We start from the raw sequence: 22,700 nt of genomic DNA on the forward strand, positions 1-22,700 counted from the left end.
CGGACGACCGACAGCGGGTGTCCGGCGAGCCGCGGGGCCGGCGCGAAGGGCCGCAGTCGGCCGCGCCGCGTGATCAGCGGGGGGTCACCGACCACCTCCCGTCGTCGGAGCGCTGCACGTGGGCCTCCGCCAGGAGCGCGCCGAGGATCGCGAGAGTCTCGGACACGCGGAGCCCGAGATGCTGCGCGAGCGCGTCGGTGTCCTGCTGTCCGCGCTCCCGCAGCGCGGCGACGAGGCGGGAGGCCGGTCCGGGAACGAGATCCGCCGGGACGCTCTCCCCCACGCCGAGGAGCTCGAGGACCTCCGGCGCCGTGCTGACGCAGGTCGCCGCGAACTCGCGGAGGAGGCGGTGGCAGCCGGCGGAGGACGCGCTCGTGACGGGGCCGGGGACGGCTCCGAGGGGTCGGCCGAGCGCCGCCGCGTGGCCGGCGGTGTTGAGGGACCCAGAACGAGCGCCGGCCTCGACGATGACCGTCGCTCCCGACGAAGCCGCTATCAATCTGTTCCTCTGCAGAAACCTCCATCTCGTGGGCGTCGTCCCCGGCGGCACCTCCGTCACCACCGCGCAGCCGGGAGTCGCGATGATCCGGTGCAGCAGCTCGGAGTGCGCCGTTGGGTAGAGCCGGTCCGGTCCCCCTGCGAGAAAGGCGACCGTGCGACCGCCGGAGCCGAGGACCGCACGGTGGCCGACCGCATCGATGCCGAAGGCACCTCCGGAGACGACGAGGACGCCGCGGTCGGCGACTCCTGCGGCGAGTTCGGCGGTGACGTGCTCGCCGTACCCGGTGGCCGCTCGAGCGCCGACCAGGGCGAGCCGGTGGGCGGGTGCGAACGCGGAGGGGTCACCGCGGGACCAGAGGATGAGCGGGGCGTGCGGACCCAGGTCGTCGAGTGCCTCCGGCCATCCGGGCGAGCCGGGCAGGAGCAGATGGGCCTTGAGCTTCTGCGCGATGTCGATGCGACGCAGGACCAGAGCGCGGTCCAAGCGCGGTCGCCAGCGCTCGAGCCCTGTTGCGAGGGCGGACAGTTCGCCGGGTGTGCAGTCGGAGTCGGCGAGGACATCGGACGCGGTCGCGGAGGAGACGACGTGCGCGAGCGCAGCCGTGGCGCCGACGGCCTCGATGAGCGTCGCCGCGACGGCGTCGCCCGGCTCGGTCAGGCCGCTCCATGCCGCACGAGCGAGCACATCAGCGGCATCGGAGGCGTCCCCCTCGGCCAGGAGGGAACGGGCGGCGCGGAGCTCGGAGCGATCGAACAGGTTCGCGGTCATGCCGCACCACCTCGGAGGACGAGGGCGCGTCCGAGATGGCCGGCGGTCGGCCTCTCGGCGCCGTCGAGGTCCGCGAGAGTCCAGGCCAGGCGGAGAACGCGGTCGTAGCCGCGCATCGTAACGAGGCCGCGCTCCAGCGCCTTGTCGAGGGTCCGCGACTCCGAGGAGGTCGGTCGCTGCTCACCGGAGCGGAGCCAGCTTCCGGAAACCTCGGCGTTCGTCGTCCAGGGTGTGCGCCGGAGTCTCCCGCGGGCTCGTTCGCGGGCCGCGGTGACCCGCGAGCGTGCGTCCGCCGTGGTGACGCCCTGCTCCTCCCTCCGAGCGGCGAGTTGAGCGGCTCCGATGCGGCGCACGGTGAGACGGATGTCGACCCGATCGAGCAGCGGTCCACTTAAGCGGGCGAGGTAGCGGCGCCGTAGGGCGGGCGCGCACGTGCACGTCTCCCCCGGGATGCCGTGGCGGCCGCACGGGCAGGGGTTCGCGGCGAGGACCAGCTGCACGCGCGCCGGGAACTCGGCGACCGCGTTAGCGCGGTGGATGCGGATGACCCCCGACTCCAGCGGCTGCCGGAGCGCGTCGAGCGCGACCGCGCTGAACTCGGGAGCTTCATCCAAGAAGAGCACCCCTCTTGTGGCGCGAGCGACGGCGCCCGGGCGGATGCGTCCGCTGCCGCCTCCGACGATCGCGGCGGCCGAGGCGGAGTGGTGCGGGCTCTCGAACGGCGGGCGGCGCACGAGGCTGCCTCTGGTGGGCGCGCCGACGAGGGAGCGCATGCACGTGGCTTCGAGGGCGGCGTCGTCGTCGAGGTCGGGCAGGATTCCCGGGAGCCGGTTCGCGAGCATCGTCTTGCCCGCGCCGGGCGGACCCAGGAGGAACACGTGGTGACCGCCCGCGGCCGCGGCGATCATCGCCTCCGCCGCCTCCTCGTTGCCGATCACGTCGGCGAAGTCCAGGCGCGACACCGGCTCGACCGGAGCCTGCCCGTGTGCGGCGGGCTCGGGGAGGACCGGGACCTCCCACTCCGCTCCGTGCCACACGGCCGCTGCAGCCAGCGACGAGACGGCGATGATCTCCACGCCGTCGACGAGCTCCGCCTCGGCGCGGTCCTCGAGCGGCACCATGACGCGGCGACGACCCGCCCTCGCCGCGGCGAGCACCGCGGGCAGCACACCCGGAACAGAACGGAGCCGCCCGTCCAGACCGAGCTCGCCGACATGCACCAAGGACGCGACGGACTCGCCGTTCACCTCGCCCAGTGCCGCCAGCGCAGCCAGGCCGATCGCGAGATCGAACGCGGAACCGTGCTTGGGCATCGCGGCGGGTGAGAGGTTCACCGTGATCTTGTACTCCGAGATCACACTGCCCGAGTTGATCGCCGCCGACCGCACCCGCTCCTTCGCCTGCGACAGCGCCGCGTCCGGCAGCCCGATGATCCCGATCGCGGGAGTGCCATCGGAGGAGTGCGCCTCGACTCCGACCAACGCGCCCGTGAACCCAACCAGGCCCACCGCGGACGTGCGACCCATGCCCATCACGCCACCGCCCGGAAGTGCCGCACCTGCACCGGAACCCCGTCCGGCGCGATGATGCCCACCGCGTCGATCCGCAGATGCCGCGCCCGCTGATCGTGCTCCCGCGCCCACGCGTACGCCAACCGCCGCAGCCGCTGCGCCTTCGCGCGCGTGATCGCCTCGATCGGCATCCCGAACCGCGCGGAGGAGCGCGTCTTCACCTCCACCACCACCAACGCCGCACCCTCACGCGCGACGATGTCGAGCTCGCCCTCCCGCACCCGCCAGTTGCGGTCCAGGAGCTCGAAGCCCTGCGCCCTCAGATGCGCCGCAGCGATCTCCTCGCCCCGCCGACCCAACTCGTCCTTGTCCATGAAGACCTCCCGCACGAACCCTGACCGAGAACGCAGGAACAGGAGGACGCACTAACCGGAACTGTGGAGAAACGGTCGAAAGCATGGGTGTGAGGGCGGCGAAGCACGGCTCGCCGCCGTCATCCTGGGAGTAAAAATAGTCCTCGTTACAAAAGCCGGCACTCTTGCGGTCCGCGGTGAAGTGGAAGCCTTCGTTCGTCACACCGCCTGCGATTGGCGGTGCTCGGCCAGAGAACTCGTGTGCCTTCTCCGGCGCATTCGCATCGCTCAGCGGCTGCCACGGCTTGCCGATGACGCCACCACGAGACACGAAGACCTCGCCGGAGAAGAAGCCGACGAGGTAGCCAGCGATCTCGTTCATGGAGTCGGAGAGGTCGAGGATCGATGAGCCGAACTTGCGGATGCGAGCTGCGAGCTCCTCGCCGCCCTGGATGGTGACGACAATCTCAGCCATCGCTACCACCTCTGCCTGACGGTGAACATGCGGGGCTCGTCACCGAAGTCGCTCGACACCCCCTCGTTGGTCGTCAGGCTCGTGCCGTCCTCATCGGTGATCGCGGAGGCGCTGGTCGCGAAGGTCTGGGTCGCGGCGCGTGCGTCCTTGAGCCGCTGGCCGTATGGGTTCCCGTCTCCGTAGGCGTTGGTCAACAGCATCGCTGCTGCCAGCTTCACGGTCAGGACGCGGACGGCGTCAGGTACCGGCTTGAACGGCACCGTGTAGGCACCGGCAAGTGCTGTGTTGATCTCGGTCTCAGCAGCGCGCCGCTGCTGGTCGACGTCGAGGTCGCTGAGGTTGTGAGCCTGGCCGAAGCCTGCCTCGCTACGGATCGCCGCGATGGTCGCGTAGTGGCCGAAGTCATCGCCGCGCACGGGTTCCGAGTTGGACAAGGCCGTCTCGTCGTTCGTAGTGGCGTTGTAGTAGGTCGATCGATCCCAGAACGCACTGGAGCCACCAGCGTCCGTGTAGTAGCTCGAGAGCTGGTCAGGATCGATGTTTCGCGTGGCCAAGACGGTGAAGAAGTCGTCGGCCGGCACCGAACCGTCAATGTTGGCCGCGCGGTAGATGTGGATCAGGTCGCCTACGACGGACGTGACGGGCTCGAACTGCGGTTGGTTCAACGTCAGGGGCGTGAGCAGGCTGAGGACGGTCGGATCAGTCGCGCTCGCGACGACGACGCGCTCGCAGCCCTCACGGCTGAGCGCTCCGACATAGATGGTGTGGCCGACTTCGAAACCTTCGGCGCTTCGGACTGAGATCGAGGTCGCACCCGCGAGTGCGGTAGCGGCTAGCTCGCCGCGTTCTCGGATGTTACTCTCGACGAATGACTGGATCTTGAGGGTTGTTGCCATGTGATGCCTTCGGTCACGAGGACCCGATTACGGTTAGCGCGGGTGTGTCACGGAGCAGGGTAATGCTAAGCGTGTGCTCTACTAGGGCACGCGCGGCGGTGATGCGGCGGTATGACCCGAAGCTGAATGAGTCGAATGCGAAGGAGCCCATCATGCGGGCGATCCGAGTTTGCAGGGCATCTTGCTGGAATCAGTCATCTTGTAACTACTTATAGGCAAAGTTGGACCCGATTACAAGAGCTACTAGTTGAGCCGCTTCCGAGCTGGACGCTCCAAGCGAACGACCGCTTGCTGCTCGCCTTGCTTTTCTTCGTTGATGCTCTTTGCGCGACGGGGTTCACCGATCTTTGGGTCTAGATACCAGCGTCGGCCCTTAGAGTCCGTGAAGAGGACATACAGTTCGCGATCAACGTCGCCTCGCGAGTAGATCTTGACGATGACTGTTTCTCCGGCGCCGATAAGGTTGATTCGTCTCCAAATGCCGACTCCAAGGTCGTCTGCCACAGACTCAATCCGGGCATCCTTATCTTCCACTCCCACGTGAGCGCGGAAGCCTATGCGTTTCCAACCTTCTGTCACGCCACTAGGCCCGAGCCGAACGTTGATGTTCCGCTTGCTCCTAGGCCCGTCGTTGAGCATCGTCAGAATGAAGACAGTATTCAGTTCCGGTTCCTCAATGAGCGTGAATCGAAGTCGAGTCTGTAGCTCAAGTGCTTCGGCACGCGCGGACTCATCGAGCTGGCGACGTTGAGTTCCGACAGTCACCCACAGCGCCGCGCCTGCGATTACTCCAGCAACCCACTCCCCGACCGTGCCGACTTGGAAGGTGCCGAGCCATCCCAGCACGCCGGTCCACCATTGCTCCATTCCGCTACCGTACCGGCCCCTAGACTCCGGCCATGGACTGGACCCTTCAGCGTGACGCTCTCCTCAGCGCCGCACCCGTCGCGCCCGAAGCCCTCCGAGACGTGCACTCCTCCGGCCTCTACGCCTGGTGGGATCTACACGGGGCGCTGACGCCTCACTGGCCTACGGGCTTCCCTGCCGTCGGGACGAGCCGGCCGCTCTACGTCGGCATCGCCAGGACGACGCTCGCGGTACGCGGATCGGAGATGCACCTCAAGACGACGCGGATGTCCACGCTGAGGCGATCCCTCGTCGCCCTGCTCGTCGACGAGCTGGAGCTACGAGATCAGATCGCGCCCGGTCCAGGGCAGAAGTTTGGGCTCACGGCGGAGGGCGACTCACTCGTTACTCACTGGATGGCGAGCCACCTGAACGTGACGTGGCACGAGACGCCCGAGCCGGGGATGCATGAGCGGCTGATCGTGGGCGACCTGATGCCGCCGCTGAACGACGTGTTGGCGCACGACGGGCCGTACTGGGTGGCGATGCGAAACAAACGCTCACAGTTGCTAAAGCCCGTTATTTAGTCACGGTTCTTGAGCATCAGCATAATTCCGTATTTCAATTGCGCAGTCGTCGGCGTAGACCAGCGCCCCTCACCCTGCACTGCAATCCACTCCCCGGACGGCGCCCACGCGGGCCTCAAGAATCGTCTTCGAGCGCGCACGCTCTCCATAAGAGGAGCTCCAGATCCTGAGTTGTCCACAACTGGAGCCATTCTGCCTTCTTCTGTAAGCACCCACAGTGTCCTGGTAGCAGCATCGCCCTCCTCGATCACGACGAATAACCAGCCGCTCCCAACGAGGACTCCGGTAAAGTATCGTGAGCCACCGTACTGCCGACCGCCGTACTCTGCGTACTCAGTGGCATAAATCCGCGTCAGACGGATACCAGCTTCCCTGATCGCCTTTATTGCATCAGCGATAACCTCGCGGATTCCCTGGCGTTGTGCCGCCCGTCTGCGTTCCGCTTCATCGACACGATCATTCTCACGCTTGCGATCCGCGTCGCGGCTTGCCTGCCAGCCGTCAAAGGTCATGGAACGTACTCTGGCAGGAACCGTGCCGCGTGCACCAGGTAAAAAGTACTTTCACGCTCACGACGGGGACGTCTGTGCTCGGCCGACACGACTATGGCGATCCCATTGGTGCTTCTGAACGGCTGCGCTACGAGCTGACGACCCTCCACGCACTCGGGAACGCCTTGAGCGTCACGGCCGCGCCGGACGGCGGTGTGTCGGCGTTGGCCGTCGTCACGTTGCCGATCAGTTTGGTTCCGCTGCCCTTGATGGTCGCGGCGGCGGCGTTGATGTTGACGAACTCATACATGCGGCCCTGGCAGGTCGCGAGAGCGGGCAGCGTCTGGGTGGCGGCGGTGTTCAGCTCGATGGAGCAGTGGGTGGCGTCGAGGGTGGTCGCGGCGGAGCGCTGGGTGACCTGCGTCGAGATCGTGCGCAGATTGTTGTAGACGAAGATGCCCGGCGTGTCCTCCGTGATCGTGACGCCCGAGAAGTCGTTGTTGTCCACATTTATCGATCCGGTGAAGCTGTTGAAGGTTGTGTTTCCGTTCTGAATTCGGATCGCAACAGTTCGGCCCGACATGCCTGGACCAAACTTGTTGCCGCGGATCGACGCGCGCGAAAAAGCAATAACACCGTTTGGAGCGGCGGCGGCTAACGAAGCGATCTGGATGGCGTATCGCGCTCCCACGTTCGAGCTGTTCCATTGATAAAAGGTGTTGTCATCGATCGACAGGTTGTTCATCGTCATCGTATTGCCGCGGCAGATGAGCTGAATGTTTGATTGGTAAGCGCTCCAGAAATGGTTAGCCTTGACACTGATCCTTGCAAACTCCTCGACGTATCCGCTATCCCCGTCCGAGTCACTGATCTTCAGGAACCCGTCCTTGAAGACATTGTTACTCAAGACGATGTCGCTGGTTATGTGAGCGGTGTAAGGGTGAGCGCCTGCCACGATCGCCACATATGCGGAGCTTGTCGTCCCGGTCTTTGTGTCTATCGTATTGCCGTCGAACACAATTGAATCAGATGTGAACGCGAGCGCTGGGTCCGCTAGATTCTCGTTACCACCAGCCGAGGCAAGTTGGATGTCGCAGAAAAAGTCGTTGTCAGTGATGTGCACCTTCTTGCCCACAAAGTAGCCTGACTTACTGAATGGGCCTATGACGTTGTTGTCCCGGAAGTAGAAGTGGGTGTTGGCGGAAGGGTTTGCAACATCTCCAACGCCGTAGAGTTCGATTGGGTTACCGTTGTTCGAGTTCATACCGAGAGAACAGCCCTCGATGTGAATATTGTTGTAGCCTGCGAGTACGAGGATGCTTCCACCATTGACATTAGCGCTAAGAAGATTGGCGATGTCAGCACACGAGATAAAGACATTTTTGCAGCCGCCGCCAAAGGCGCTGTTGTTGTGCAGCTCGATCACGTTAATTTGTAGAATTGCGGATCGTTACGTTATCGATCGTGTGATTCGCACCCTGGACCGTAATTCCGTTGTAGCGAGCACCGGATGTTCGCCGCCCGTTTAGCTCGACGGTCAGGTTTGCCACTTCGCAGCTATAACCCGCGATCGTGACGCCGTTATTGAACAGCGACGCACCTGTCATCGACTCGCCCCGAAGAGATACACAATTCTGTAAGACCACTGGGTTGTTGTTGAAATAAGAGCCGTTGTGCAGATAGATCGTCCCTCCGCTGCTGGCGGCGGCGGTTGCGGCGTTTGCGAGAGCGGTCGTGTCGTTAGTCCCGTAGGTCGACTGCGCGCCAGTCACGGACGTCGATGCGGCAGCCGAAAGTGTCGCCTGCGTCGCGGACTGAACCGGACAGGATGGTTGTCAGCAGCGGGCACGCAGTAGAGCGAACTCCGTAGACGGAGACGCCCTTGCCTACGTCCGCTGCGCTGAAGCTTGCTGACGAGAACGCCATCACCGCGGATCCGCTGGTCATGGCGACGTCCGTGAGCAGTCGGGCGTCCACTACCGCTCCGAACCGTTTGACACTGATGAGGATGATGTCTTGCTTGAGGTCGAGCGCGTTCTGAACCGCCGAAGAGATGGGTTTTGACATATCAGACGTGTTGTCGACGCTCCCGAGCCAAACGTGCGCCTTCGCCATGCCGGTCGGCGTTCCGGTGAACGACGGTGAGGCCAGAGGAGCCTTCGCGTCCAGCGCCGTCTGGAGCCCCACTACTGTCGCCACCGCCTGGGAGCCGGTGTGCGTCGCGCGATCCCGGAGACTCGCGTCCGCAGCGTTGGCCGTCGCTCCAGCGGCGACCCCTGCGAGCTTCGTCTTCTCGGGCGCGGTGTAGTCGTTACTACTCAGTCCGAGCCCGGCCATCTTGTCGACCTTCGTCGCCAACGCGCTGCTCGTGGCTGCTGACACCGGCTTGCTCGCATCGCTCGTGTTGTCGACGCTCCCGAGCCCCACGTCAACCTTCGCGAGGGTGACGGCGCCCTGCTTGCCCGCGACCGACTGAACGGGCGCGGATGCAGCAGCTTGGAAGGCATCGACGTAGTCCGCTGCGTTGCCGGCGTTGTACTTCGCGTTCAGAGCCGTCTGTACGGCCGCGGAGACGGGCTTCGCTGCGTCAGACGTGTTGTCGACCAGGCTGAGGCCGACATCGGACTTGGAGAGGACGACGTTGCCTGTGCGGCCGACGACGGTGCGCACGTCGCCGCTTAGGTCGAGCCCATCAACGAGCTCGTCGACGTAGGTCTGGTCCGCCTTCGTCAGTACCGCGTCCTCGATCGCCTCGAGGGTGCCAGCGGTCACGGTGCCGGCAATGACCCACCCAACCTGGACGATCTTGGGGACTGAACCTTCGGTCCCACGTGCGAGGACAACACTGTCTCCGCTTACCGAGGTGATGCGCGCGATCTCCGCGTTGTCGTAGCTCGGGTCCTTGCCGTACGGCGCTAGTGTCACAGGCATGTTGGGAGCGAAGAGCTGACCGTCACTGGGCGAGACTTTGAAGGCTGTGCCTGTCACTCGATCGACTGGCACGGCGGCCAGGAGAGACTGAGCGAGGTTCTTGTGGGAATCCAATTGCATCTACTATCAATTAATCACATTACGAGAAGCCTGAACAGACCGGAGGCGAGATGGAACAGATTTGGACGATTCTCGCGACTGGTCTAGTAACTGTTATCGCCACAGTGATCACCACCCTAGTGACACGTCGAATCGCGGTAGCAGACGAAGGTCGCGCTTTTCGGCGCAACAGCGAGCGACAGGATCTGCTCGACCGCAGAGCAGGAATGAAGGCGACGACCGTCGAGGTCGCCGTCCTCGCTCGGCACCTCAATGGGCTGGTCCATCAGCGCTTTAACGACAAGCGCCTGCTGCTCGACGGTCACTTCCATCCAAGGGATGAGAAGAGCGCACGCATGAGGCTTGAAGAAGCAAAGGGTGCGATAGCACTAGCGTCGTCTCAGCTTGAGACGGCGTATGCGATGCTTCGTCTCACAGCTCCCGAACCCGTCTACCTGGCCGTCAACGGCCTCTTACACACCCTTTCAGCTCTTGAGTTTCCGATTCGGCACCCAGAGACACTCACGGCCTTCGAGGGTGACATCGAGCATTTCTACTCGGTCGTTCGTGAGGAACTTGGCGTCGACACGACCTCAACAATGAAGGAGATGTAGGGTCTTTGATGATCAACTTGAGCACTTCTCTGCCGTCGAGCCCGCTCCTTTCAGGCATCTCCTCGCCGACCCCTTCGCCTTTACTCGTGGAAATGGTCAGGGGCGCAGCCGACCCAGCTTGGGTCCAGCCTGCGATTTCGGCAGCATTACTTCTTGTGGGTGCTGCAATCGGCAGTGTAAGCACCTACGTTCTAGAAAGACGTCGCGAGGCGCGAGAAGACGCACTGCGCGGTATCGCTGAACGTCGTGAGGACTACCATCGCTTCGATGACCCACTCCGAATTCACGTCGGAGAACTAACGCTCATAGGTGAAAAGATCATAGCAAACGCTATACAACGGAAAGCTTGGGAGGACAGTGTGGTGTTCGCTGAGACCGTGGACGAGCTAGAACAGGCCACTGTCGAGGATATACCTCGAATGTGGGCGCTCAACATTGCGGTCAGCCTTATCTCGAGCGACGAAGTGGCAGAGGCTGCCCTTTCTTACGTCTCCGCAGTGCAAAACGCTGCCGCCATCGAACCGGGCGACACCGTGTCCTTCCCCCAGGCGAGAAAGGCCGGAGACGTGCTAGCACAGACCGTTAGAGATCGACTGACTGGACCTGTGCCCCCTAAGAGCGATCTTGCTTGAGGCCGTTACAGACATTACGCCAGCGCCGTGGTGGGCATCGACGATCAACTCACTTGCACTCCTGGTTGCGGGGGCGCTCATCTCCACCTTCACGGCGTGGATCACGGACCGCCGTAAGACACGTCACGCCGACGAACAACGATGGGATGAGGAACTGCTGAAACGAGCAGGGCTCCTCATAGAATCAATGGATGCGGCGTACACTGCTAACTACGCGCTTCAGGAAGAGATAAACAGACAATTGCAGGCCAACGACGGCAGCGGGATCACGTCTCCCGAGGTGCGTGAGAAGCTCGTAGTTGCGAAAGACACCGTGAAGCAATTCACCCGGGACCAGATACACCTCCAGTTGATTGCACCGCAAAATGTTGCGACAGCGGTTCTAGAATTTGGTCGACTCTTTGGTGACGTTCAGGCCGAAGTTGAAATTAAGCCACTTCCTCCCGCGCGCCCTGACATTGCGGTCCTAACTCAGTTCACGATCGCCCTCCGAGAGTCTGCAGGCATACCGTGGAGAGTCAGACGACGAGCATCACAGGAGTAATTAATGGACTTCACAACTTCAACCGCGCCCTGGTTCTTCGTGGCCGGATTGGCGGGCGGTTTCACACTTCTCGGAACATTGCTGACTTTGATCGGCTCAAGGATCAACGAGAAGGCCAAGGAGACTCGGGCCATCAAATCCCGCGAGAGAGACGATCTACTGAGTGCTAGCATAAAACTCCTTTCTGCTGCTGGCGCGATTCGAGAGATTGCACTCAAGCGGTTGAGCAGAAATGACTTAGAATACCTCACTGTATACACTAAGCACATGCTGCCCGGGTTGAATTCTTTCAAAGAAGCTGTCGAGACTTTTCGAATTGAAGCACCACTCAAAACCGTCGAATCAAGAGCAACAAAAGACCTAATTAGTATTACAAGTCAGCTGATGCTGCCATTGTTTACCAATGAAGAAATTAAGGTACTGCTTGGTAAATCAACTATAGCTACCGATAGCTTCCGGAATCAGGTCAGGAAGGACCGCGGAAGCAAGCCGCTCAAGAAAAGTGCTGACGCCGAGCTAATCGATGGCAACTTCGAGAAGTCTGTTGGGCAGGTGATGCGATTGATTGGCGACGCTGTAGAGAGGCCAGAGGTCGACTCGACAATTCGCGCAAGTATGAACGAGCTTAAGGAGCGGCTTCGGGCACTTCAAACCGAAACGAGCGCGGAAGACAAGAGCACCCCGGATGAGGGTGCTCCTAGTTCTGAGCCGGTCAAGTCCTAGTCCTGCGTCGCCGCCTCGATCTCGTCGCGCTTGTTGTCGATCGTCACGTCCAGCGTCAGCCCATCGGCCTCCGCCTGCGCCAGCAGCTCAGCCTTCGTGAGCGGCTTCGTGACCTGCTCTTCCTGCGTCGCCGCCTCGATCGCCTCGATGACGAACTGGCCGTCCTCAGTGATCTCGGTGACCTGCTCGTCGGTGAGCGGACCTTCGTAGCCGTAGGCCTTCGTCACCGTGAGGCCAGCGCGGATGGGCTGGTCGTACGGAAAGTTCCACGGGAGCGTGACCCTGTAGTTCGTGTCAGCCATGGTCAACCTCCTAGCTCGCTACCGCACCAACGATGAGCTGGTGGTTGCCGTAGCCGGCGTTGTGACGAGCGCGTGTACCCCAAGTGAAGATGTCCTTGTCGAACGCGCGGTCGCTGTTGATGTCGGTCTTCGAGATCAGGTTGATCGCTACCCGGATCTGAAGAATGAACGGCACGAGCCCTTCTCCGAGGTTGGCAACGGCCCACTTCTTGCTTGTCGCACCGAGGTGTGGCAGCACGATCACTTCGTAGCGGCCGTAGTACGGGTTGTCGACGGCAGCGCCGCCCTCGACGATCGTCTTGCTCTTCACGAGCTTGTTCGCCGCAGCAACGAGCGCTGGACCAACGATGAGGGCTGTGCCCTGGTAGCCGAGCACCTCGTCCTGGTCGTCCTTCATCGCTGCAAGCAGGAGCTCAGCGGCGTCGAGGTTCGCGACGTTCAGGTCCTTCGCGGTGCCGAGGTAGTTGCCTCCGCTAGCGTGGTTCGCGTCGAAGAAGTTCTGGCCGTCGAAGATCGGAGTCGTGAACGCGAGGTCGAAGGCGCTCGACACGAGGCGGGTGTAGTGCTTCCCAGCCTTGGTCGCCATCGTGCTGAGCGCGATCATGATCTGACCGGTCTGGTCGTCCTCAAGCGCGTCGCGGTCAACGTCGAGAGTCGATTCGTACTTCTTGTTCGTGATCTCGTACTCGAACTTGCTGAGCGTCCCAGGGATGCGCTCTGACTTGAACTCACGCAGACCGGGCACATTGCCGAGCCACGCGTACTTCTCGCTGGTGTTCTTGCTGCTGACCGGCATCGCGATCTTCTTCCACAAGTCCGCGTTCGGTGCGGTCTCGTAGTGTTTCTGCCATGTCACGTTGATATTCATATTCAACGATCTCAGAAAATCCTGGGGACAGGCAGCGGCCCGACGAGCGCATGGTGTCATCAACTAATCGTTGGTGCCGCACAACCGCCGTTCGCTTCGGGGCGCGCTCAAGCCGGGTCGGTTGGCGTTTCAGTGGGCGTCGGCGAGAGCGACGGGGACTCGGTCGGTGTGTCTGACGCAGGAGTCGCCACAAGCTGGTTGGCCAGAAGCGCTATGACGGCAAGGATGCCCGTGGCAAGCGCGATGTCGATACCGAGGTAGATGAAGGCGAGACCGTAAAACTTTCGTTCCTTTACGGGGCTCCGCGCAGCTCTCGCCGATGCAAAGTACTTCGCAGGCTCTCCAAAAGCAAATCTGAAGAACTTAGAGACCGCCGCTCCTAGCTCAGCAATCGCTCTTGCTATTGCCTGGCTCATTGTGAGCGTCGTTTGGGGAGGTGTTGCGACCACGCCTCGTACTACCGGCGGCGGAGCCATGATCGCATTTAGAAATAGGGAGAATCCGATTGCGGTGATCAGGATGCCAAGACCCGCGAGGGCAAGCAGGACTACCGCGACAGTACCGATCAGCGTCATTGCTGCTCCTCTGATACGTAGAGCCGCATTGTCGCATACCGCATGCAACTTTGTCGCCTCAACCAAGCAGTTGCGCGCAACGTAATCGAAATGACTACATCAAAGGAGCTAATATGAAGCACAGCTATCCAATATTCGGGGCGCCCGATGCCGGAGCGCCAGCCACCCATCGACGTTCCGACCAACGCTGAGCTGCTGGAGTCGATCCTCACCGTCGAGGGATCGTTCGGTAGCAGCTACAACTGCTTTCACAACTACAGCCTGAGTAACCTCGGGTTCCTTGCCATGCAGGGCTGCTCGCCGTCCCCTGTGGCCACGTTCAAGCGATGGCAGGAGCTTTGCTACCACGTGAAGAAGGGCGAGAAGGCCTACTCGATCCTGCGACCCATCGCCATCAGGGTGAAGGCTGACGACAGCGAGCTAATCGTGCTCCCGGGCCCACGCATACGCCAACCGCCGCAGCCGCTGCGCCTTCGCGCGCGTGATCGCCTCGATCGGCATCCCGAACCGCGCGGAGGAGCGCGTCTTCACCTCCACCACCACCAACGCCGCACCCTCACGCGCGACGATGTCGAGCTCGCCCTCCCGCACCCGCCAGTTGCGGTCCAGGAGCTCGAAGCCCTGCGCCCTCAGATGCGCCGCAGCGATCTCCTCGCCCCGCCGACCCAACTCGTCCTTGTCCATCAAGACCTCCCGCACGAACCCTCACGGATGGCGGAGTAACGCGGAGAGAACCGGGGACGATATCGGGAGAGAAGGCTCGATGACCGGCTGTGGAGGGATCACGTCGAAGGGAGGTGGGTCTCGACACGCCGCCAGGGGCGGCTACTCGACCAGCGGATGTGCGCTGCTTCCGAGTCCGGGGCAGCGGAGACGCTTCAGCAAGCTCGCTCCTGGAGGAAGCGGGTCTCGATACGCCGCCGAGGGCGGCTACTCGACCAGCAGGAGGGAGGCGCGCGAGGCCCTCAGTGAGCGCCGCGGTGAGACGGGCGCGGAGCGCTACTCGTCGAGGGCGAGTTCCTTGGGGAGCTCGAACTCCTTGCGGGAGAGCTCCTCGACGTTGACGTCCTTGAAGGTCAGCACGCGGACCGACTTCACGAAGCGGTCGGAGCGGTAGACGTCCCAGACCCACACGTCGCGCATGGTCAGCTCGAAGTAGAAGTCGTGCTCGGTGTCGCGTCGCACGAGATCGACCTCGTTCGCGAGGTAGAAGCGGCGCTCGGTCTCGACGACGTACGAGAACTGCGAGACGACGTCGCGGTACTCCCGGTACAGTGCCAGCTCGACCTCGCGGTCGTAGTCCTCGAATTCGTCCTCATCCATCGTCCGTCAATCCTACGCGGGTGCGGGAGCGCCGGACGCCGCGGGCTCCTCGACGGCGACGGCCTCGCGCGGCTTGGACAGCCACGTGACGCGGTGCAGCGGAGACGGCCCGACGCGGTCCAGGCCCGCCCAGTGCGCGGCGCTGCCGTAGCCCTTGTTGCTGTCCCAGGCGTAGTCGGCGAACTCGTCGTGGTGGCGCACCATCTGACCGTCGCGGCCGACCTTCGCCAGCACGGAGGCGGCCGAGACGGACGCGCAGTCGCGGTCGGCCTTGATGCGGGTGACGATGGTCAGCTCGGCGGCCCACTCCCCCAGTGCCGGCGTCAGCCAGTCGTGCTTGCCGTCGAGCAGCACCACGGACGTCGCCAGGTCGACGCCCTGGTCGACGAGGCGCTCGATGCCCCGGGACGCGGCGCGGCCGAGGCCGGCGATGATGCCGGAGTCGTCGATCTCGTCGGCGGAGGACTCGCCGATCGCCCAGCCCGAGACCCACTTCACCACGCCGGGCAGCAGCGCCTCACGACGGGCCGGAGCCAGCAGCTTCGAGTCGCGCAGCCCCTCAGGGAAGCGGCCGCAGCGGCGGGCGATCGAGACGACACCGACCGAGACGGGGCCGGCGATCGCTCCGCGGCCCACCTCGTCGCAGCCGATGATGCTCTCGTAGCCCTGGCGGAAGAGGCGCCGCTCCATCGACAGCGTCGGTTCGGCGACGACCACCTAGCCCTGCCCGGCCTCGGAGGAGGACTCGGACGACTCGGACGACTCCGACGCGTCCTTCTCGACCCCGCGGAACACGGCCGGGTAGTCGTCCAGCCATGCCCACTGCTCCACCGGCCAGGTCACCAGGACCGCCCGGCCGACGACGTTGTCGATCGGGACGAAGCCGTTGCCGGGCTTGTCGGTGTTGTAGCGCGAGTCGGCCGAGTTGTAGCGGTTGTCGCCCATGACCCAGAGCGAGCCCTCGGGCACGGTCACGTCGAACGGGGTCGCCGAGACGGCCTGGACACCGTCGGGGAGCTTCACGTAGGGCTCGTCGATCGGGTTGCCGTTGACCTCGACCTGGCCGAGCGGGGTGCAGCACGTGATCCGGTCGCCGGGCAGGCCGATGACGCGCTTGATCAGGTGATCGTTGCTGTCGGGAGCGGTGAGGCCGACGATCGCGAGGGCGGAGTCGACGGCGGCCTGGAACGGCGGCACGTCCGGCTCGGTGCTCGGCGAGAGCCATCCACCTGGATCGCGGAAGACGACGACGTCACCGCGCGAGATCGGCACCAGGTCGGGGACCAGCTCGTTCACGAGGATGCGGTCGTTCTCGACGAGCGTCTGCTCCATCGAGGACGACGGGATGTAGAACGAGCGGATCAGGAACGTCTTCACGAGGAACGAGACCAGCACCGCGACGACGAAGATGATCAGGACGTCTCGGAGGAAGAGGAGCAGGCCGCGGCGCCTGCGGGGCCGCTCCGGCTCCGCGGTGTGGCGGGCGTGCTCGCCGTCGCCTTCGAGCCGGACCGGGGCCGTGCTGTCTGTCATCGCGTGCCGTCGCCCCTAGCTGTGGTTCGTCCGGGACCGAGCATCACCGGGCCGGGTTCACCGGCAGGACCGGCCCCCGGAAAGGGTCGAACCCCGGTCCATCATAAGTGGACCGGGGTTCGGGAAGAGTGTGCGGAGACCCGCTGGGGGTCAGCGCTTCTCCTTGATCTTGGCCTTCTTGCCGCGGAGGTTCCGCAGGTAGTAGAGCTTCGCGCGGCGCACGTCTCCGCGGGTGACGACCTCGATGTGGTCGATCACCGGGGAGTGCACCGGGAAGGTGCGCTCGACGCCGACCTGGAAGCTGACCTTGCGGACGGTGAAGGTCTCGCGGACGCCCTCGTTGGAGCGGCCGATGACGACGCCCTGGAAGACCTGGACGCGCGAGCGGGTTCCCTCGACGATGTTGACGTGGACCTTGACGGTGTCGCCCGCACGGAAGTCGGGGATGTCGGTCCGGAGTGACGCCGCATCGACGTTATCGAGGATGTGCATGTTCTATCGCTCTCCGTGCCCGCCACAGGTCGAGCACCGTTTCGTGGGTGGGAAGTCGGTGCGCGCCCCGCGTCGTAGCGGCTCCCCTGTGGCAGAGCCTGCGCGAGGCACAAGCGCTTATTCTGTCACGGCGCGTCGATCCGCGTCAAAGCGGGGAAGCGGTCCGCTCAGAGGACGATCGTCTGGCCGTCCTGCGGCCGCTCCGGATCGAAGCCCTCGCCCGTCACCGGCCGGCCCCCCTGGGCCTGAACAGTCGACGCCTCGGCGAAGGCCACGAGCGTCGCCCGCGCATCGTGGAGGAAGCGCCAGACGGAGTGGCCGAGCGCCACGACTCCGAGCAGCACCGAGAGCAGCCCCAGCGCCCACGCACCCGGAGGGAAGAACCCGAGCGCGATCAGCGACGCGTGCCAGGCGCCCAGAGCAGCGACGTCGCCCCACGCCGGGGTGCGTGTCGGCCGCACAGTCACCCGAAACGCCACGATGCTCGCCACGACGGCGAGGCTGAGCGCCAGAATGGGGAGAGCGATGACGAGGCCGAGAACGGTCCACCCGCTCGATCCCCCGAAGAGTCCGTACCCCAGGAGGATCCACAGGGGCAGGACGATCGCCGCCGGATACTGCCAGGAACCGAAAGCCCGTCGCGTGCGCATGCACCGACCGTACCCACCACCGCTGAGCAACGCCTCAGCGACCCCCGAGAGGATCAGGATGATCGAGCTGCGCACGCCCGCCGAGATCGAGGAGATGCGACCCGCCGGCCGCTTCGTGGCCGAGGTCCTGCAGGCCACCGTCGCCGCCGCCGGAGTGGGCGTCAACCTGCTCGAGCTCGACCGCCTCGCCCACGACATGATCCGCAGGGCGGGCGCCGAGTCCTGCTACATCGACTACCACCCCTCCTTCGGCGCGAGCCCCTTCGGCAAGGTGCTCTGCACGTCCGTCAACGACGCCGTGCTGCACGGGCTTCCGTTCGACTACCGCCTGCGCGACGGCGATCTGCTGACGCTCGACTTCGCGGCGTCCGTGAACGGCTGGGTGTCCGACTCCGCCGTCAGCGTCGTGGTCGGCGCGCCGCGCGACGAGGACCTCGCCCTCATCGACACCACCACCCGCGCGCTCGAGGCCGGCATCGCCGCCGCGAAGCCGGGCGGGAAGATCGGCGACATCTCGGCCGCGATCGCCGCGGTCGCCCGCGCCGAGGGGCTGAGCATCAACACCGACTTCGGCGGCCACGGCGTCGGGCGCACGATGCACGGGGACCCGCACGTCCCGAACGACGGACGCGCCGGGCGCGGTTACCCGCTGCGGCCGGGCCTGGTCGTCGCGATCGAGCCGTGGTTCCTGCAGACGACCGACGAGATCTTCACCGACAAGGACGGTTGGACCCTCCGCAGCCGCGACGGCTCGCGCGGGGCGCACATGGAGCACACGATCGCGATCACCGAGACCGGGGCGCTGGTCCTCACCGCCCGGGACTGACGCGGAGAAGACCGCGTCGGCGACAGCGCTGGACAGCGGCACTATCGGATAGCCATACTCTCCGTATGCGCATCTCCGAGCTCGCTCGCCTCACGGGCGTCAGCGTCGCCACGATCAAGTACTACATCCGGGAGGGGATCCTCGCCACGGGCGAGTCCTCGGTGCCCCAGCGGGCGGAGTACGGCGACGCCCACGTCGCGCGGCTCCGCCTGCTCCGCGGTCTCATCGAGAGCGGAGGAGTCGGCATCGCCGGCGCGAAGCGCATCACAGCGGTCCTCGACAGCGGGGCACCCCCTGCGCACGCGTTCGAGGTGGCGCAGGACGTCGTCTCGGCGAACGCCGACTCGGAGGCCCCGGCGACGGAGGGCTCGCTGGAGCGCATCCGCTCGCTCGTCGGCCCGATGCTGTGCGAGCACCCCGCGGTCGCGACGGCGGCCCGCGCGCTGGACGCCCTGGAGGCCTCCGGCGGAGCGATGACCCCCGACTGGCTCGAGCGCTACGAGGAGGCGGCCGAGCTCGTCGCCCGCGCCGACCTCGACGAGCTCGAGGCGAGGGAGAGCGTGAGCGAGCAGGCGTCGATCGCGGCGGTCGGGTCGGCTCTCGGCGACGTGGTCCTGCAGTCGCTGCGCCGAGTGGCCCAGGCCCGCGAGACGCAGCGCCGGTTCGGCCCGGCCGAGGGCGCATCGCGATGACCGCCGTGCAGGAGGCGCCGGTCTCCGAGGCCCCCGCCCGTCCGCACCGTCCCCTCCTCGCCCTCGCGATCGCGATGGCCGTCGGGGCCGCGTTCTGCGTCGTCGCGCTCCTCGTCGATCCGCGCGAGCTCGCCGGGCAGCCCGTCTGGGCGAAGCCGCTCAAGTTCTGCCTCTCGATCGCCGTCTACGCGCTGACCCTCGCGTGGCTGATCGGACTCCTCCCCCGCCGCCGCCGCCTCGGACGGATCCTCGGCACCGTCGCGGCAGCGGGCCTGGTGATCGAGATGGTCGTCATCGGCGGCGCCGCGGCCGTCGGGGCCGCGAGCCACTTCGACGTCAGCACGCCCCTGCACTCGGTGATGTGGACGACCATGGCCGTGTCGATCGTGGTCGTCTGGCTCGCCACCCTGGTCCTGGCGCTCCTCCTGGCCCGGGCCCCCCTGGGCGATGCGGCCCTGACGGTCGCCGTACGGGCAGGACTCGTGATCGGCCTGGTGGGCATGGCGCTGGCCTTCCTGATGACCGGTCCGACCGCGGACCAGATCTCGGACTACCAGGGGGTCGTCGGAGCGCACGCCGTCGGCGTGCCGGACGGCGGCACGGGCCTGCCGCTGCTCGGCTGGAGCACCACGGGCGGCGACCTCCGCATCCCGCACTTCGTCGGGATGCACGCCCTGCAGGGTCTGCCGCTGCTGGCGATCGGCCTGCGTCTGCTCGGACGACGCGTCCCGCTGCTCGCCTACTCGGCCGTGCGCGCCCGACTGCTCGTGCTCGCCTCCGTCGGGTGGGCCGGTGTCGTCGCGATCACCTGCTGGCAGGCGCTGCGCGGCCAGTCGATCGTCGCTCCGGATGCGCTCACCGCGGCCGTCGGTCTCGGCCTCGCCCTCCTCCTGCTCGGCGGCGCCGTCGCCGTGCTCACCCGACCGCGCACCCCGGAGGTCCCGCGATGAACCGACTGCTGAAGAACTGGACGCCGCTGGCGCTGGTCTACCTCGTCCTCGCGGTCCTCGGGCTCGTCGGCACCTGGACGCACAACATCCGCGCCGTGCTCGAGAGCGTCGACTTCCTCGGCGCCTGGTTCGACGGCGGGCCGGCGGTGTCGTCGCTGACGACCGATCTGCTGATCGTCGCGATCGCGGCGGTGGCCCTGATCGTCGCCGAAGGACGGCGTCTCAGGATGAAGCGGCTCTGGGTCTACGTGCTGCTCGCTCCGCTGGTCGCGCTCGCCTTCGCGTTCCCGCTGTTCCTCGCGATGCGGGAGCGGCGCCTCGCCGAGCGGCGCGCCGAGGGCAGACCCTAGGGCAGCAGCTCCGGGCGAACGCGGCGGGTGCGCTCGACGCTCTGCTCGTGGCGCCACGCGGCGATCGCTCCGTGGTTGCCGCTGAGCAGCACCGGGGGGACGTCGAGGCCGCGCCAGGACGCGGGCTTGGTGTAGCTGGGGTACTCGAGCAGACCGTCGGAGTGGCTCTCCTCGACCAGGCTCGCCGGGTTGCCGACGACGCCGGGGACGAGTCGGCCGACGGCCTCGATCATGGCCATGACGGCGACCTCGCCACCGTTCAGCACGTAATCGCCGAGGCTGATCATCCGGACGCGGGCGCGGGTCGCGGTGTGGTCGACGACGCGCTGGTCGATGCCCTCGTAGCGGCCGCAGCCGAAGACGAGCGCCTTCTCGTCGGCGAGCTGCCGAGCGGTGGCCTGCGTGAAGACCTCACCGGCCGGCGAGGGGAAGACCACGAGCGGATCCGCGTCGCCGGCGGATTCGAGGATCGTGTCGAGCGCCTCGCCCCACGGCTCCGGGCGCATGACCATGCCGGCGCCTCCGCCGTAGGGAGTGTCGTCGACAGTGCGGTGCCGGTCGTGGGTGAAGGAGCGCAGATCGTGCACGCCGAGCTCGATCAGCCCGCTCTGGCGCGCACGCCCGAGCAGGCTGATGTCGAGCACCCCGAAGAACTCCGGGAAGATCGTGACGATGTCGATCCTCACGACCGGGGGTCCTCCGCGGGGGTCGCGTCGGTCGAGTCGTCCTCGGAGGAGGGGGCGTCGGTCGCGATCGCGTCCTGATCGGCATCGCCGTCCCCGGAATCGGTCCCGGCGATCGTCGCGAGCTCGGGATCGGACAGGTCGACGCCCGTCAGATCCACCTGCGTCGGCTCCACCTCGACGATCTCCTCGAAGAGTCCGGTCGGAGGAGTGACGGTGACGACACCGGCAACGGGGTCGATGGACGGCACGATCGCGGTGACGAACGGCACCATGACCTCGCCGGAGGGAGTCGCCACGATGAGCAGATCCTGTGCCGGGAAGTGATCGACGCGGCGGACGGTGCCGACCTCGGCTCCGTCGCGGACGACCTTCATTCCGACGAGCTGGTAGTCGTACCAGGAGTCGTCCTCGCCCGGCGTCGTGCGGACCTCCTCGTCGATCCAGAGGATCGCCTTCAGGAGCGTCTCGGCGGCGCTGCGGTCGTCGACGCCCTTGAAGAACGCGACGGGGTGGCTGTTGTACCAGCGCAGCTCGACGAGCTCGAGCTTCTTCCCGTGCCACTCGGAGGTGCGGGGCACCTGCAACGTGAACGTGGATCCGGGCGTGAAGCGCTTGTCGGGCTCGTCGGTGTAGAGCTCGAGCTTGATGGCGCCCTTGAGGCCGTGGGCCTTGGTGAGTCGGGCGACGCGGAGCTGCGTCGTGCCCGTTCCGGGGGTCGCCACCTCTACTTGTCGGTGTCGACGACGTCGACGCGGACGCGACGGCCGTCGGCGAGAGCGGCGACCAGGGTGCGGACGGCCTTGGCGGTGCGGCCGGAACGTCCGATCACGCGGCCGAGGTCCTCGGGGTGCACGCGCACCTCGAGGACCTCTCCGCGTGGGGAGCTCGTCGCCACGACACGGACCTCATCGGGGTTCTCGACGATCCCCTTGACGAGGTGTTCGACGGCAGGAGCGAGCATGGACTACGCCTCGGTGGAGGTCTCGTCGGCGGTGTCCTCGGCCGGGGCGGCCTTGGCCGGAGCCTCGGTCTTGGGCTTGAGGACGGGCTTCTTCTTGGCGTCGATGACGAAGGGCGCCTTGGGCTCCTTCACCTTGACGGTGCTGACGGCGTCGGCGTCGCCCTTGTAGCGGCCCCAGTCTCCGGTCAGCTTGAGGATCGCGGCGACCTGCTCGGTCGGCTGCGCGCCGACGCCGAGCCAGTACTGCGCACGCTCGGAGTCGACCTGGATGAACGAGGGCTCCTCGGTGGGGTGGTACTTGCCGATCTCCTCGATGACGCGGCCGTCGCGCTTGGTGCGCGAGTCGGCGACGACGATGCGGTAGTAGGGCGCTCGGATCTTGCCGAGGCGCTTCAGACGAATCTTGACAGCCACAATTCTCCTGTGTGGTCGTTGACCGATGAGGTCGATGATGGATGAACTGAGCCGTGAGCGTGGGGTGCACACCCGGCCGGAAGCTCGAGGGGGTTTCTTCGGCGGT

The 22,700-nt window shown here is 65.4% G+C and carries 30 protein-coding genes and 1 pseudogene; 10 read left to right on the plus strand and 21 right to left on the minus strand.

Annotated elements, in window-relative coordinates; all coding sequences use genetic code 11:
* Nucleotides 1-73: 73 nt before the first annotated feature.
* From dprA to LRG51_RS03115, 5 genes are all read right to left on the minus strand, one after another.
* Complete coding sequence (gene dprA, locus LRG51_RS03095; RefSeq protein WP_230671116.1) at nt 74-1,270, minus strand: DNA-processing protein DprA; 1,197 nt, start codon at nt 1,268-1,270, stop codon at nt 74-76.
* A complete protein-coding gene (locus tag LRG51_RS03100; RefSeq protein ID WP_230671118.1) occupies nt 1,267-2,802 on the minus strand; it encodes a YifB family Mg chelatase-like AAA ATPase in 1,536 nt (511 codons plus the stop codon). The genes dprA and LRG51_RS03100 overlap by 4 nt, the downstream gene beginning before the upstream one ends.
* Nucleotides 2,802-3,155, minus strand: a complete 354-nt coding sequence (locus LRG51_RS03105) for a YraN family protein (RefSeq protein ID WP_230671120.1) — start codon at nt 3,153-3,155, stop codon at nt 2,802-2,804. The genes LRG51_RS03100 and LRG51_RS03105 overlap by 1 nt, the downstream gene beginning before the upstream one ends.
* A gap of 456 nt (nt 3,156-3,611) precedes the next feature.
* Nucleotides 3,612-4,505, minus strand: coding sequence for a phage protein Gp36 family protein (locus LRG51_RS03110; RefSeq protein WP_230671122.1), 894 nt, complete (start codon nt 4,503-4,505; stop codon nt 3,612-3,614).
* 243 nt (nt 4,506-4,748) lie between these two features.
* On the minus strand, nt 4,749-5,372 hold the full coding sequence (locus LRG51_RS03115) for a hypothetical protein (RefSeq protein ID WP_230671123.1): 624 nt from the start codon (nt 5,370-5,372) through the stop codon (nt 4,749-4,751).
* A 32-nt stretch (nt 5,373-5,404) separates the two neighbouring features.
* Between LRG51_RS03115 and LRG51_RS03120 the strand changes: the two genes are divergently transcribed.
* Nucleotides 5,405-5,938 (plus strand): GIY-YIG nuclease family protein, encoded by a 534-nt coding sequence (locus LRG51_RS03120; protein ID WP_230671124.1) that lies wholly within the window; start codon nt 5,405-5,407, stop codon nt 5,936-5,938.
* Here LRG51_RS03120 and LRG51_RS03125 read toward each other — a convergent pair.
* From LRG51_RS03125 to LRG51_RS03135, 3 genes are all read right to left on the minus strand, one after another.
* The gene (locus tag LRG51_RS03125; protein WP_230671126.1) at nt 5,935-6,450 is read right to left on the minus strand and encodes a hypothetical protein; all 516 of its coding nucleotides are present in this window, start codon (nt 6,448-6,450) and stop codon (nt 5,935-5,937) included. The two genes, LRG51_RS03120 and LRG51_RS03125, sit on opposite strands and share 4 nt — an antisense overlap.
* A 127-nt stretch (nt 6,451-6,577) precedes the next feature.
* Nucleotides 6,578-7,855 carry a hypothetical protein gene (locus tag LRG51_RS03130; RefSeq protein ID WP_230671127.1) on the minus strand — a complete coding sequence of 426 codons (1,278 nt, stop codon included), beginning with the start codon at nt 7,853-7,855 and terminating at the stop codon, nt 6,578-6,580.
* A gap of 314 nt (nt 7,856-8,169) precedes the next feature.
* A complete protein-coding gene (locus LRG51_RS03135) occupies nt 8,170-9,360 on the minus strand; it encodes a hypothetical protein (RefSeq protein WP_230671128.1) in 1,191 nt (396 codons plus the stop codon).
* Between the two features lie 170 nt (nt 9,361-9,530).
* Between LRG51_RS03135 and LRG51_RS03140 the strand changes: the two genes are divergently transcribed.
* The 4 genes from LRG51_RS03140 to LRG51_RS03155 are packed head-to-tail and all read left to right on the plus strand — an operon-like array spanning nt 9,531 to nt 11,972.
* Complete coding sequence (locus LRG51_RS03140) at nt 9,531-10,073, plus strand: hypothetical protein (protein ID WP_230671130.1); 543 nt, start codon at nt 9,531-9,533, stop codon at nt 10,071-10,073.
* An 8-nt stretch (nt 10,074-10,081) separates the two neighbouring features.
* The gene (locus LRG51_RS03145) at nt 10,082-10,705 is read left to right on the plus strand and encodes a hypothetical protein (RefSeq protein WP_230671132.1); all 624 of its coding nucleotides are present in this window, start codon (nt 10,082-10,084) and stop codon (nt 10,703-10,705) included.
* A complete protein-coding gene (locus LRG51_RS03150; protein ID WP_230671134.1) occupies nt 10,698-11,249 on the plus strand; it encodes a hypothetical protein in 552 nt (183 codons plus the stop codon). Before LRG51_RS03145 ends, LRG51_RS03150 begins: the two co-directional genes overlap by 8 nt.
* A 3-nt stretch (nt 11,250-11,252) precedes the next feature.
* Nucleotides 11,253-11,972, plus strand: coding sequence for a hypothetical protein (locus LRG51_RS03155; protein ID WP_230671136.1), 720 nt, complete (start codon nt 11,253-11,255; stop codon nt 11,970-11,972).
* Here LRG51_RS03155 and LRG51_RS03160 read toward each other — a convergent pair.
* The 3 genes from LRG51_RS03160 to LRG51_RS03170 are packed head-to-tail and all read right to left on the minus strand — an operon-like array spanning nt 11,969 to nt 13,717.
* Nucleotides 11,969-12,274, minus strand: a complete 306-nt coding sequence (locus LRG51_RS03160) for a hypothetical protein (protein ID WP_230671138.1) — start codon at nt 12,272-12,274, stop codon at nt 11,969-11,971. The two genes, LRG51_RS03155 and LRG51_RS03160, sit on opposite strands and share 4 nt — an antisense overlap.
* A 10-nt stretch (nt 12,275-12,284) precedes the next feature.
* Nucleotides 12,285-13,202: a Mu-like prophage major head subunit gpT family protein gene (locus LRG51_RS03165; RefSeq protein WP_329958718.1), complete on the minus strand. Its 918-nt coding sequence runs from the start codon at nt 13,200-13,202 to the stop codon at nt 12,285-12,287.
* A 47-nt stretch (nt 13,203-13,249) separates the two neighbouring features.
* On the minus strand, nt 13,250-13,717 hold the full coding sequence (locus LRG51_RS03170; RefSeq protein ID WP_230671142.1) for a hypothetical protein: 468 nt from the start codon (nt 13,715-13,717) through the stop codon (nt 13,250-13,252).
* Nucleotides 13,718-13,864: 147 nt separating this feature from the next.
* Here LRG51_RS03170 and LRG51_RS19620 point away from each other — a divergent pair.
* Nucleotides 13,865-14,113, plus strand: a pseudogene (locus tag LRG51_RS19620) (ArdC family protein); the annotation flags it as partial.
* 24 nt (nt 14,114-14,137) lie between these two features.
* Here LRG51_RS19620 and LRG51_RS03175 read toward each other — a convergent pair.
* The 6 genes from LRG51_RS03175 to LRG51_RS03200 form a co-directional block, all read right to left on the minus strand.
* The gene (locus tag LRG51_RS03175) at nt 14,138-14,401 is read right to left on the minus strand and encodes a YraN family protein (RefSeq protein WP_230671144.1); all 264 of its coding nucleotides are present in this window, start codon (nt 14,399-14,401) and stop codon (nt 14,138-14,140) included.
* Between the two features lie 315 nt (nt 14,402-14,716).
* Complete coding sequence (locus tag LRG51_RS03180; protein WP_055792576.1) at nt 14,717-15,040, minus strand: DUF2469 domain-containing protein; 324 nt, start codon at nt 15,038-15,040, stop codon at nt 14,717-14,719.
* 12 nt (nt 15,041-15,052) lie between these two features.
* Complete coding sequence (locus tag LRG51_RS03185; RefSeq protein WP_082481471.1) at nt 15,053-15,757, minus strand: ribonuclease HII; 705 nt, start codon at nt 15,755-15,757, stop codon at nt 15,053-15,055.
* Nucleotides 15,758-16,573 carry a signal peptidase I gene (gene lepB / locus LRG51_RS03190; RefSeq protein ID WP_055792579.1) on the minus strand — a complete coding sequence of 272 codons (816 nt, stop codon included), beginning with the start codon at nt 16,571-16,573 and terminating at the stop codon, nt 15,758-15,760.
* A 150-nt stretch (nt 16,574-16,723) separates the two neighbouring features.
* Nucleotides 16,724-17,065, minus strand: coding sequence for a 50S ribosomal protein L19 (gene rplS / locus LRG51_RS03195; RefSeq protein WP_055792582.1), 342 nt, complete (start codon nt 17,063-17,065; stop codon nt 16,724-16,726).
* A gap of 167 nt (nt 17,066-17,232) precedes the next feature.
* On the minus strand, nt 17,233-17,715 hold the full coding sequence (locus tag LRG51_RS03200; protein ID WP_107575080.1) for an MFS transporter permease: 483 nt from the start codon (nt 17,713-17,715) through the stop codon (nt 17,233-17,235).
* A 58-nt stretch (nt 17,716-17,773) separates the two neighbouring features.
* Between LRG51_RS03200 and map the strand changes: the two genes are divergently transcribed.
* The 4 genes from map to LRG51_RS03220 all read left to right on the plus strand — a co-directional run bounded on the left by map (nt 17,774) and on the right by LRG51_RS03220 (nt 20,533).
* Nucleotides 17,774-18,541 (plus strand): type I methionyl aminopeptidase, encoded by a 768-nt coding sequence (gene map / locus LRG51_RS03205; protein WP_230671146.1) that lies wholly within the window; start codon nt 17,774-17,776, stop codon nt 18,539-18,541.
* Between the two features lie 65 nt (nt 18,542-18,606).
* Nucleotides 18,607-19,233, plus strand: coding sequence for a MerR family transcriptional regulator (locus LRG51_RS03210; RefSeq protein WP_230671148.1), 627 nt, complete (start codon nt 18,607-18,609; stop codon nt 19,231-19,233).
* A complete protein-coding gene (locus tag LRG51_RS03215) occupies nt 19,230-20,183 on the plus strand; it encodes a hypothetical protein (protein ID WP_055792594.1) in 954 nt (317 codons plus the stop codon). The genes LRG51_RS03210 and LRG51_RS03215 overlap by 4 nt, the downstream gene beginning before the upstream one ends.
* Complete coding sequence (locus tag LRG51_RS03220; RefSeq protein WP_230671150.1) at nt 20,180-20,533, plus strand: DUF2834 domain-containing protein; 354 nt, start codon at nt 20,180-20,182, stop codon at nt 20,531-20,533. Before LRG51_RS03215 ends, LRG51_RS03220 begins: the two co-directional genes overlap by 4 nt.
* Here LRG51_RS03220 and trmD read toward each other — a convergent pair.
* From trmD to rpsP, 4 genes are read right to left on the minus strand one after another with little or no spacing between them, the layout of a single operon-like run.
* The gene (gene trmD / locus LRG51_RS03225; protein ID WP_055792599.1) at nt 20,530-21,219 is read right to left on the minus strand and encodes a tRNA (guanosine(37)-N1)-methyltransferase TrmD; all 690 of its coding nucleotides are present in this window, start codon (nt 21,217-21,219) and stop codon (nt 20,530-20,532) included. The genes LRG51_RS03220 and trmD overlap by 4 nt on opposite strands.
* Nucleotides 21,216-21,941, minus strand: a complete 726-nt coding sequence (gene rimM / locus LRG51_RS03230; protein ID WP_055792602.1) for a ribosome maturation factor RimM — start codon at nt 21,939-21,941, stop codon at nt 21,216-21,218. The genes trmD and rimM overlap by 4 nt, the downstream gene beginning before the upstream one ends.
* A 2-nt stretch (nt 21,942-21,943) precedes the next feature.
* A complete protein-coding gene (locus tag LRG51_RS03235) occupies nt 21,944-22,180 on the minus strand; it encodes an RNA-binding protein (protein WP_055792605.1) in 237 nt (78 codons plus the stop codon).
* 3 nt (nt 22,181-22,183) lie between these two features.
* On the minus strand, nt 22,184-22,594 hold the full coding sequence (gene rpsP / locus LRG51_RS03240; protein ID WP_055792609.1) for a 30S ribosomal protein S16: 411 nt from the start codon (nt 22,592-22,594) through the stop codon (nt 22,184-22,186).
* Nucleotides 22,595-22,700 lie beyond the last annotated feature (106 nt).

Origin of the sequence: Rathayibacter sp. Leaf248, from assembly GCF_920939495.1 — a bacterium.
Classification (GTDB): domain Bacteria; phylum Actinomycetota; class Actinomycetes; order Actinomycetales; family Microbacteriaceae; genus Rathayibacter; species Rathayibacter caricis.

Coding starts and splice junctions, on each gene's coding strand:
- dprA (WP_230671116.1), bottom strand. CDS start 1,270: ATGACCGCGAACCTGTTCGATCGCTCCGAGCTCCGCGCCGCCCGTTCC.
- LRG51_RS03100 (WP_230671118.1), bottom strand. CDS start 2,802: ATGGGCATGGGTCGCACGTCCGCGGTGGGCCTGGTTGGGTTCACGGGC.
- LRG51_RS03105 (WP_230671120.1), bottom strand. CDS start 3,155: ATGGACAAGGACGAGTTGGGTCGGCGGGGCGAGGAGATCGCTGCGGCG.
- LRG51_RS03110 (WP_230671122.1), bottom strand. CDS start 4,505: ATGGCAACAACCCTCAAGATCCAGTCATTCGTCGAGAGTAACATCCGA.
- LRG51_RS03115 (WP_230671123.1), bottom strand. CDS start 5,372: ATGGAGCAATGGTGGACCGGCGTGCTGGGATGGCTCGGCACCTTCCAA.
- LRG51_RS03120 (WP_230671124.1), top strand. CDS start 5,405: ATGGACTGGACCCTTCAGCGTGACGCTCTCCTCAGCGCCGCACCCGTC.
- LRG51_RS03125 (WP_230671126.1), bottom strand. CDS start 6,450: ATGACCTTTGACGGCTGGCAGGCAAGCCGCGACGCGGATCGCAAGCGT.
- LRG51_RS03135 (WP_230671128.1), bottom strand. CDS start 9,360: ATGCCTGTGACACTAGCGCCGTACGGCAAGGACCCGAGCTACGACAAC.
- LRG51_RS03140 (WP_230671130.1), top strand. CDS start 9,531: ATGGAACAGATTTGGACGATTCTCGCGACTGGTCTAGTAACTGTTATC.
- LRG51_RS03145 (WP_230671132.1), top strand. CDS start 10,082: ATGATCAACTTGAGCACTTCTCTGCCGTCGAGCCCGCTCCTTTCAGGC.
- LRG51_RS03155 (WP_230671136.1), top strand. CDS start 11,253: ATGGACTTCACAACTTCAACCGCGCCCTGGTTCTTCGTGGCCGGATTG.
- LRG51_RS03160 (WP_230671138.1), bottom strand. CDS start 12,274: ATGGCTGACACGAACTACAGGGTCACGCTCCCGTGGAACTTTCCGTAC.
- LRG51_RS03165 (WP_329958718.1), bottom strand. CDS start 13,202: ATGACACCATGCGCTCGTCGGGCCGCTGCCTGTCCCCAGGATTTTCTG.
- LRG51_RS03170 (WP_230671142.1), bottom strand. CDS start 13,717: ATGACGCTGATCGGTACTGTCGCGGTAGTCCTGCTTGCCCTCGCGGGT.
- LRG51_RS03175 (WP_230671144.1), bottom strand. CDS start 14,401: ATGGACAAGGACGAGTTGGGTCGGCGGGGCGAGGAGATCGCTGCGGCG.
- LRG51_RS03180 (WP_055792576.1), bottom strand. CDS start 15,040: ATGGATGAGGACGAATTCGAGGACTACGACCGCGAGGTCGAGCTGGCA.
- lepB (WP_055792579.1), bottom strand. CDS start 16,573: ATGACAGACAGCACGGCCCCGGTCCGGCTCGAAGGCGACGGCGAGCAC.
- rplS (WP_055792582.1), bottom strand. CDS start 17,065: ATGCACATCCTCGATAACGTCGATGCGGCGTCACTCCGGACCGACATC.
- LRG51_RS03200 (WP_107575080.1), bottom strand. CDS start 17,715: ATGCGCACGCGACGGGCTTTCGGTTCCTGGCAGTATCCGGCGGCGATC.
- map (WP_230671146.1), top strand. CDS start 17,774: ATGATCGAGCTGCGCACGCCCGCCGAGATCGAGGAGATGCGACCCGCC.
- LRG51_RS03210 (WP_230671148.1), top strand. CDS start 18,607: ATGCGCATCTCCGAGCTCGCTCGCCTCACGGGCGTCAGCGTCGCCACG.
- LRG51_RS03215 (WP_055792594.1), top strand. CDS start 19,230: ATGACCGCCGTGCAGGAGGCGCCGGTCTCCGAGGCCCCCGCCCGTCCG.
- LRG51_RS03220 (WP_230671150.1), top strand. CDS start 20,180: ATGAACCGACTGCTGAAGAACTGGACGCCGCTGGCGCTGGTCTACCTC.
- LRG51_RS03235 (WP_055792605.1), bottom strand. CDS start 22,180: ATGCTCGCTCCTGCCGTCGAACACCTCGTCAAGGGGATCGTCGAGAAC.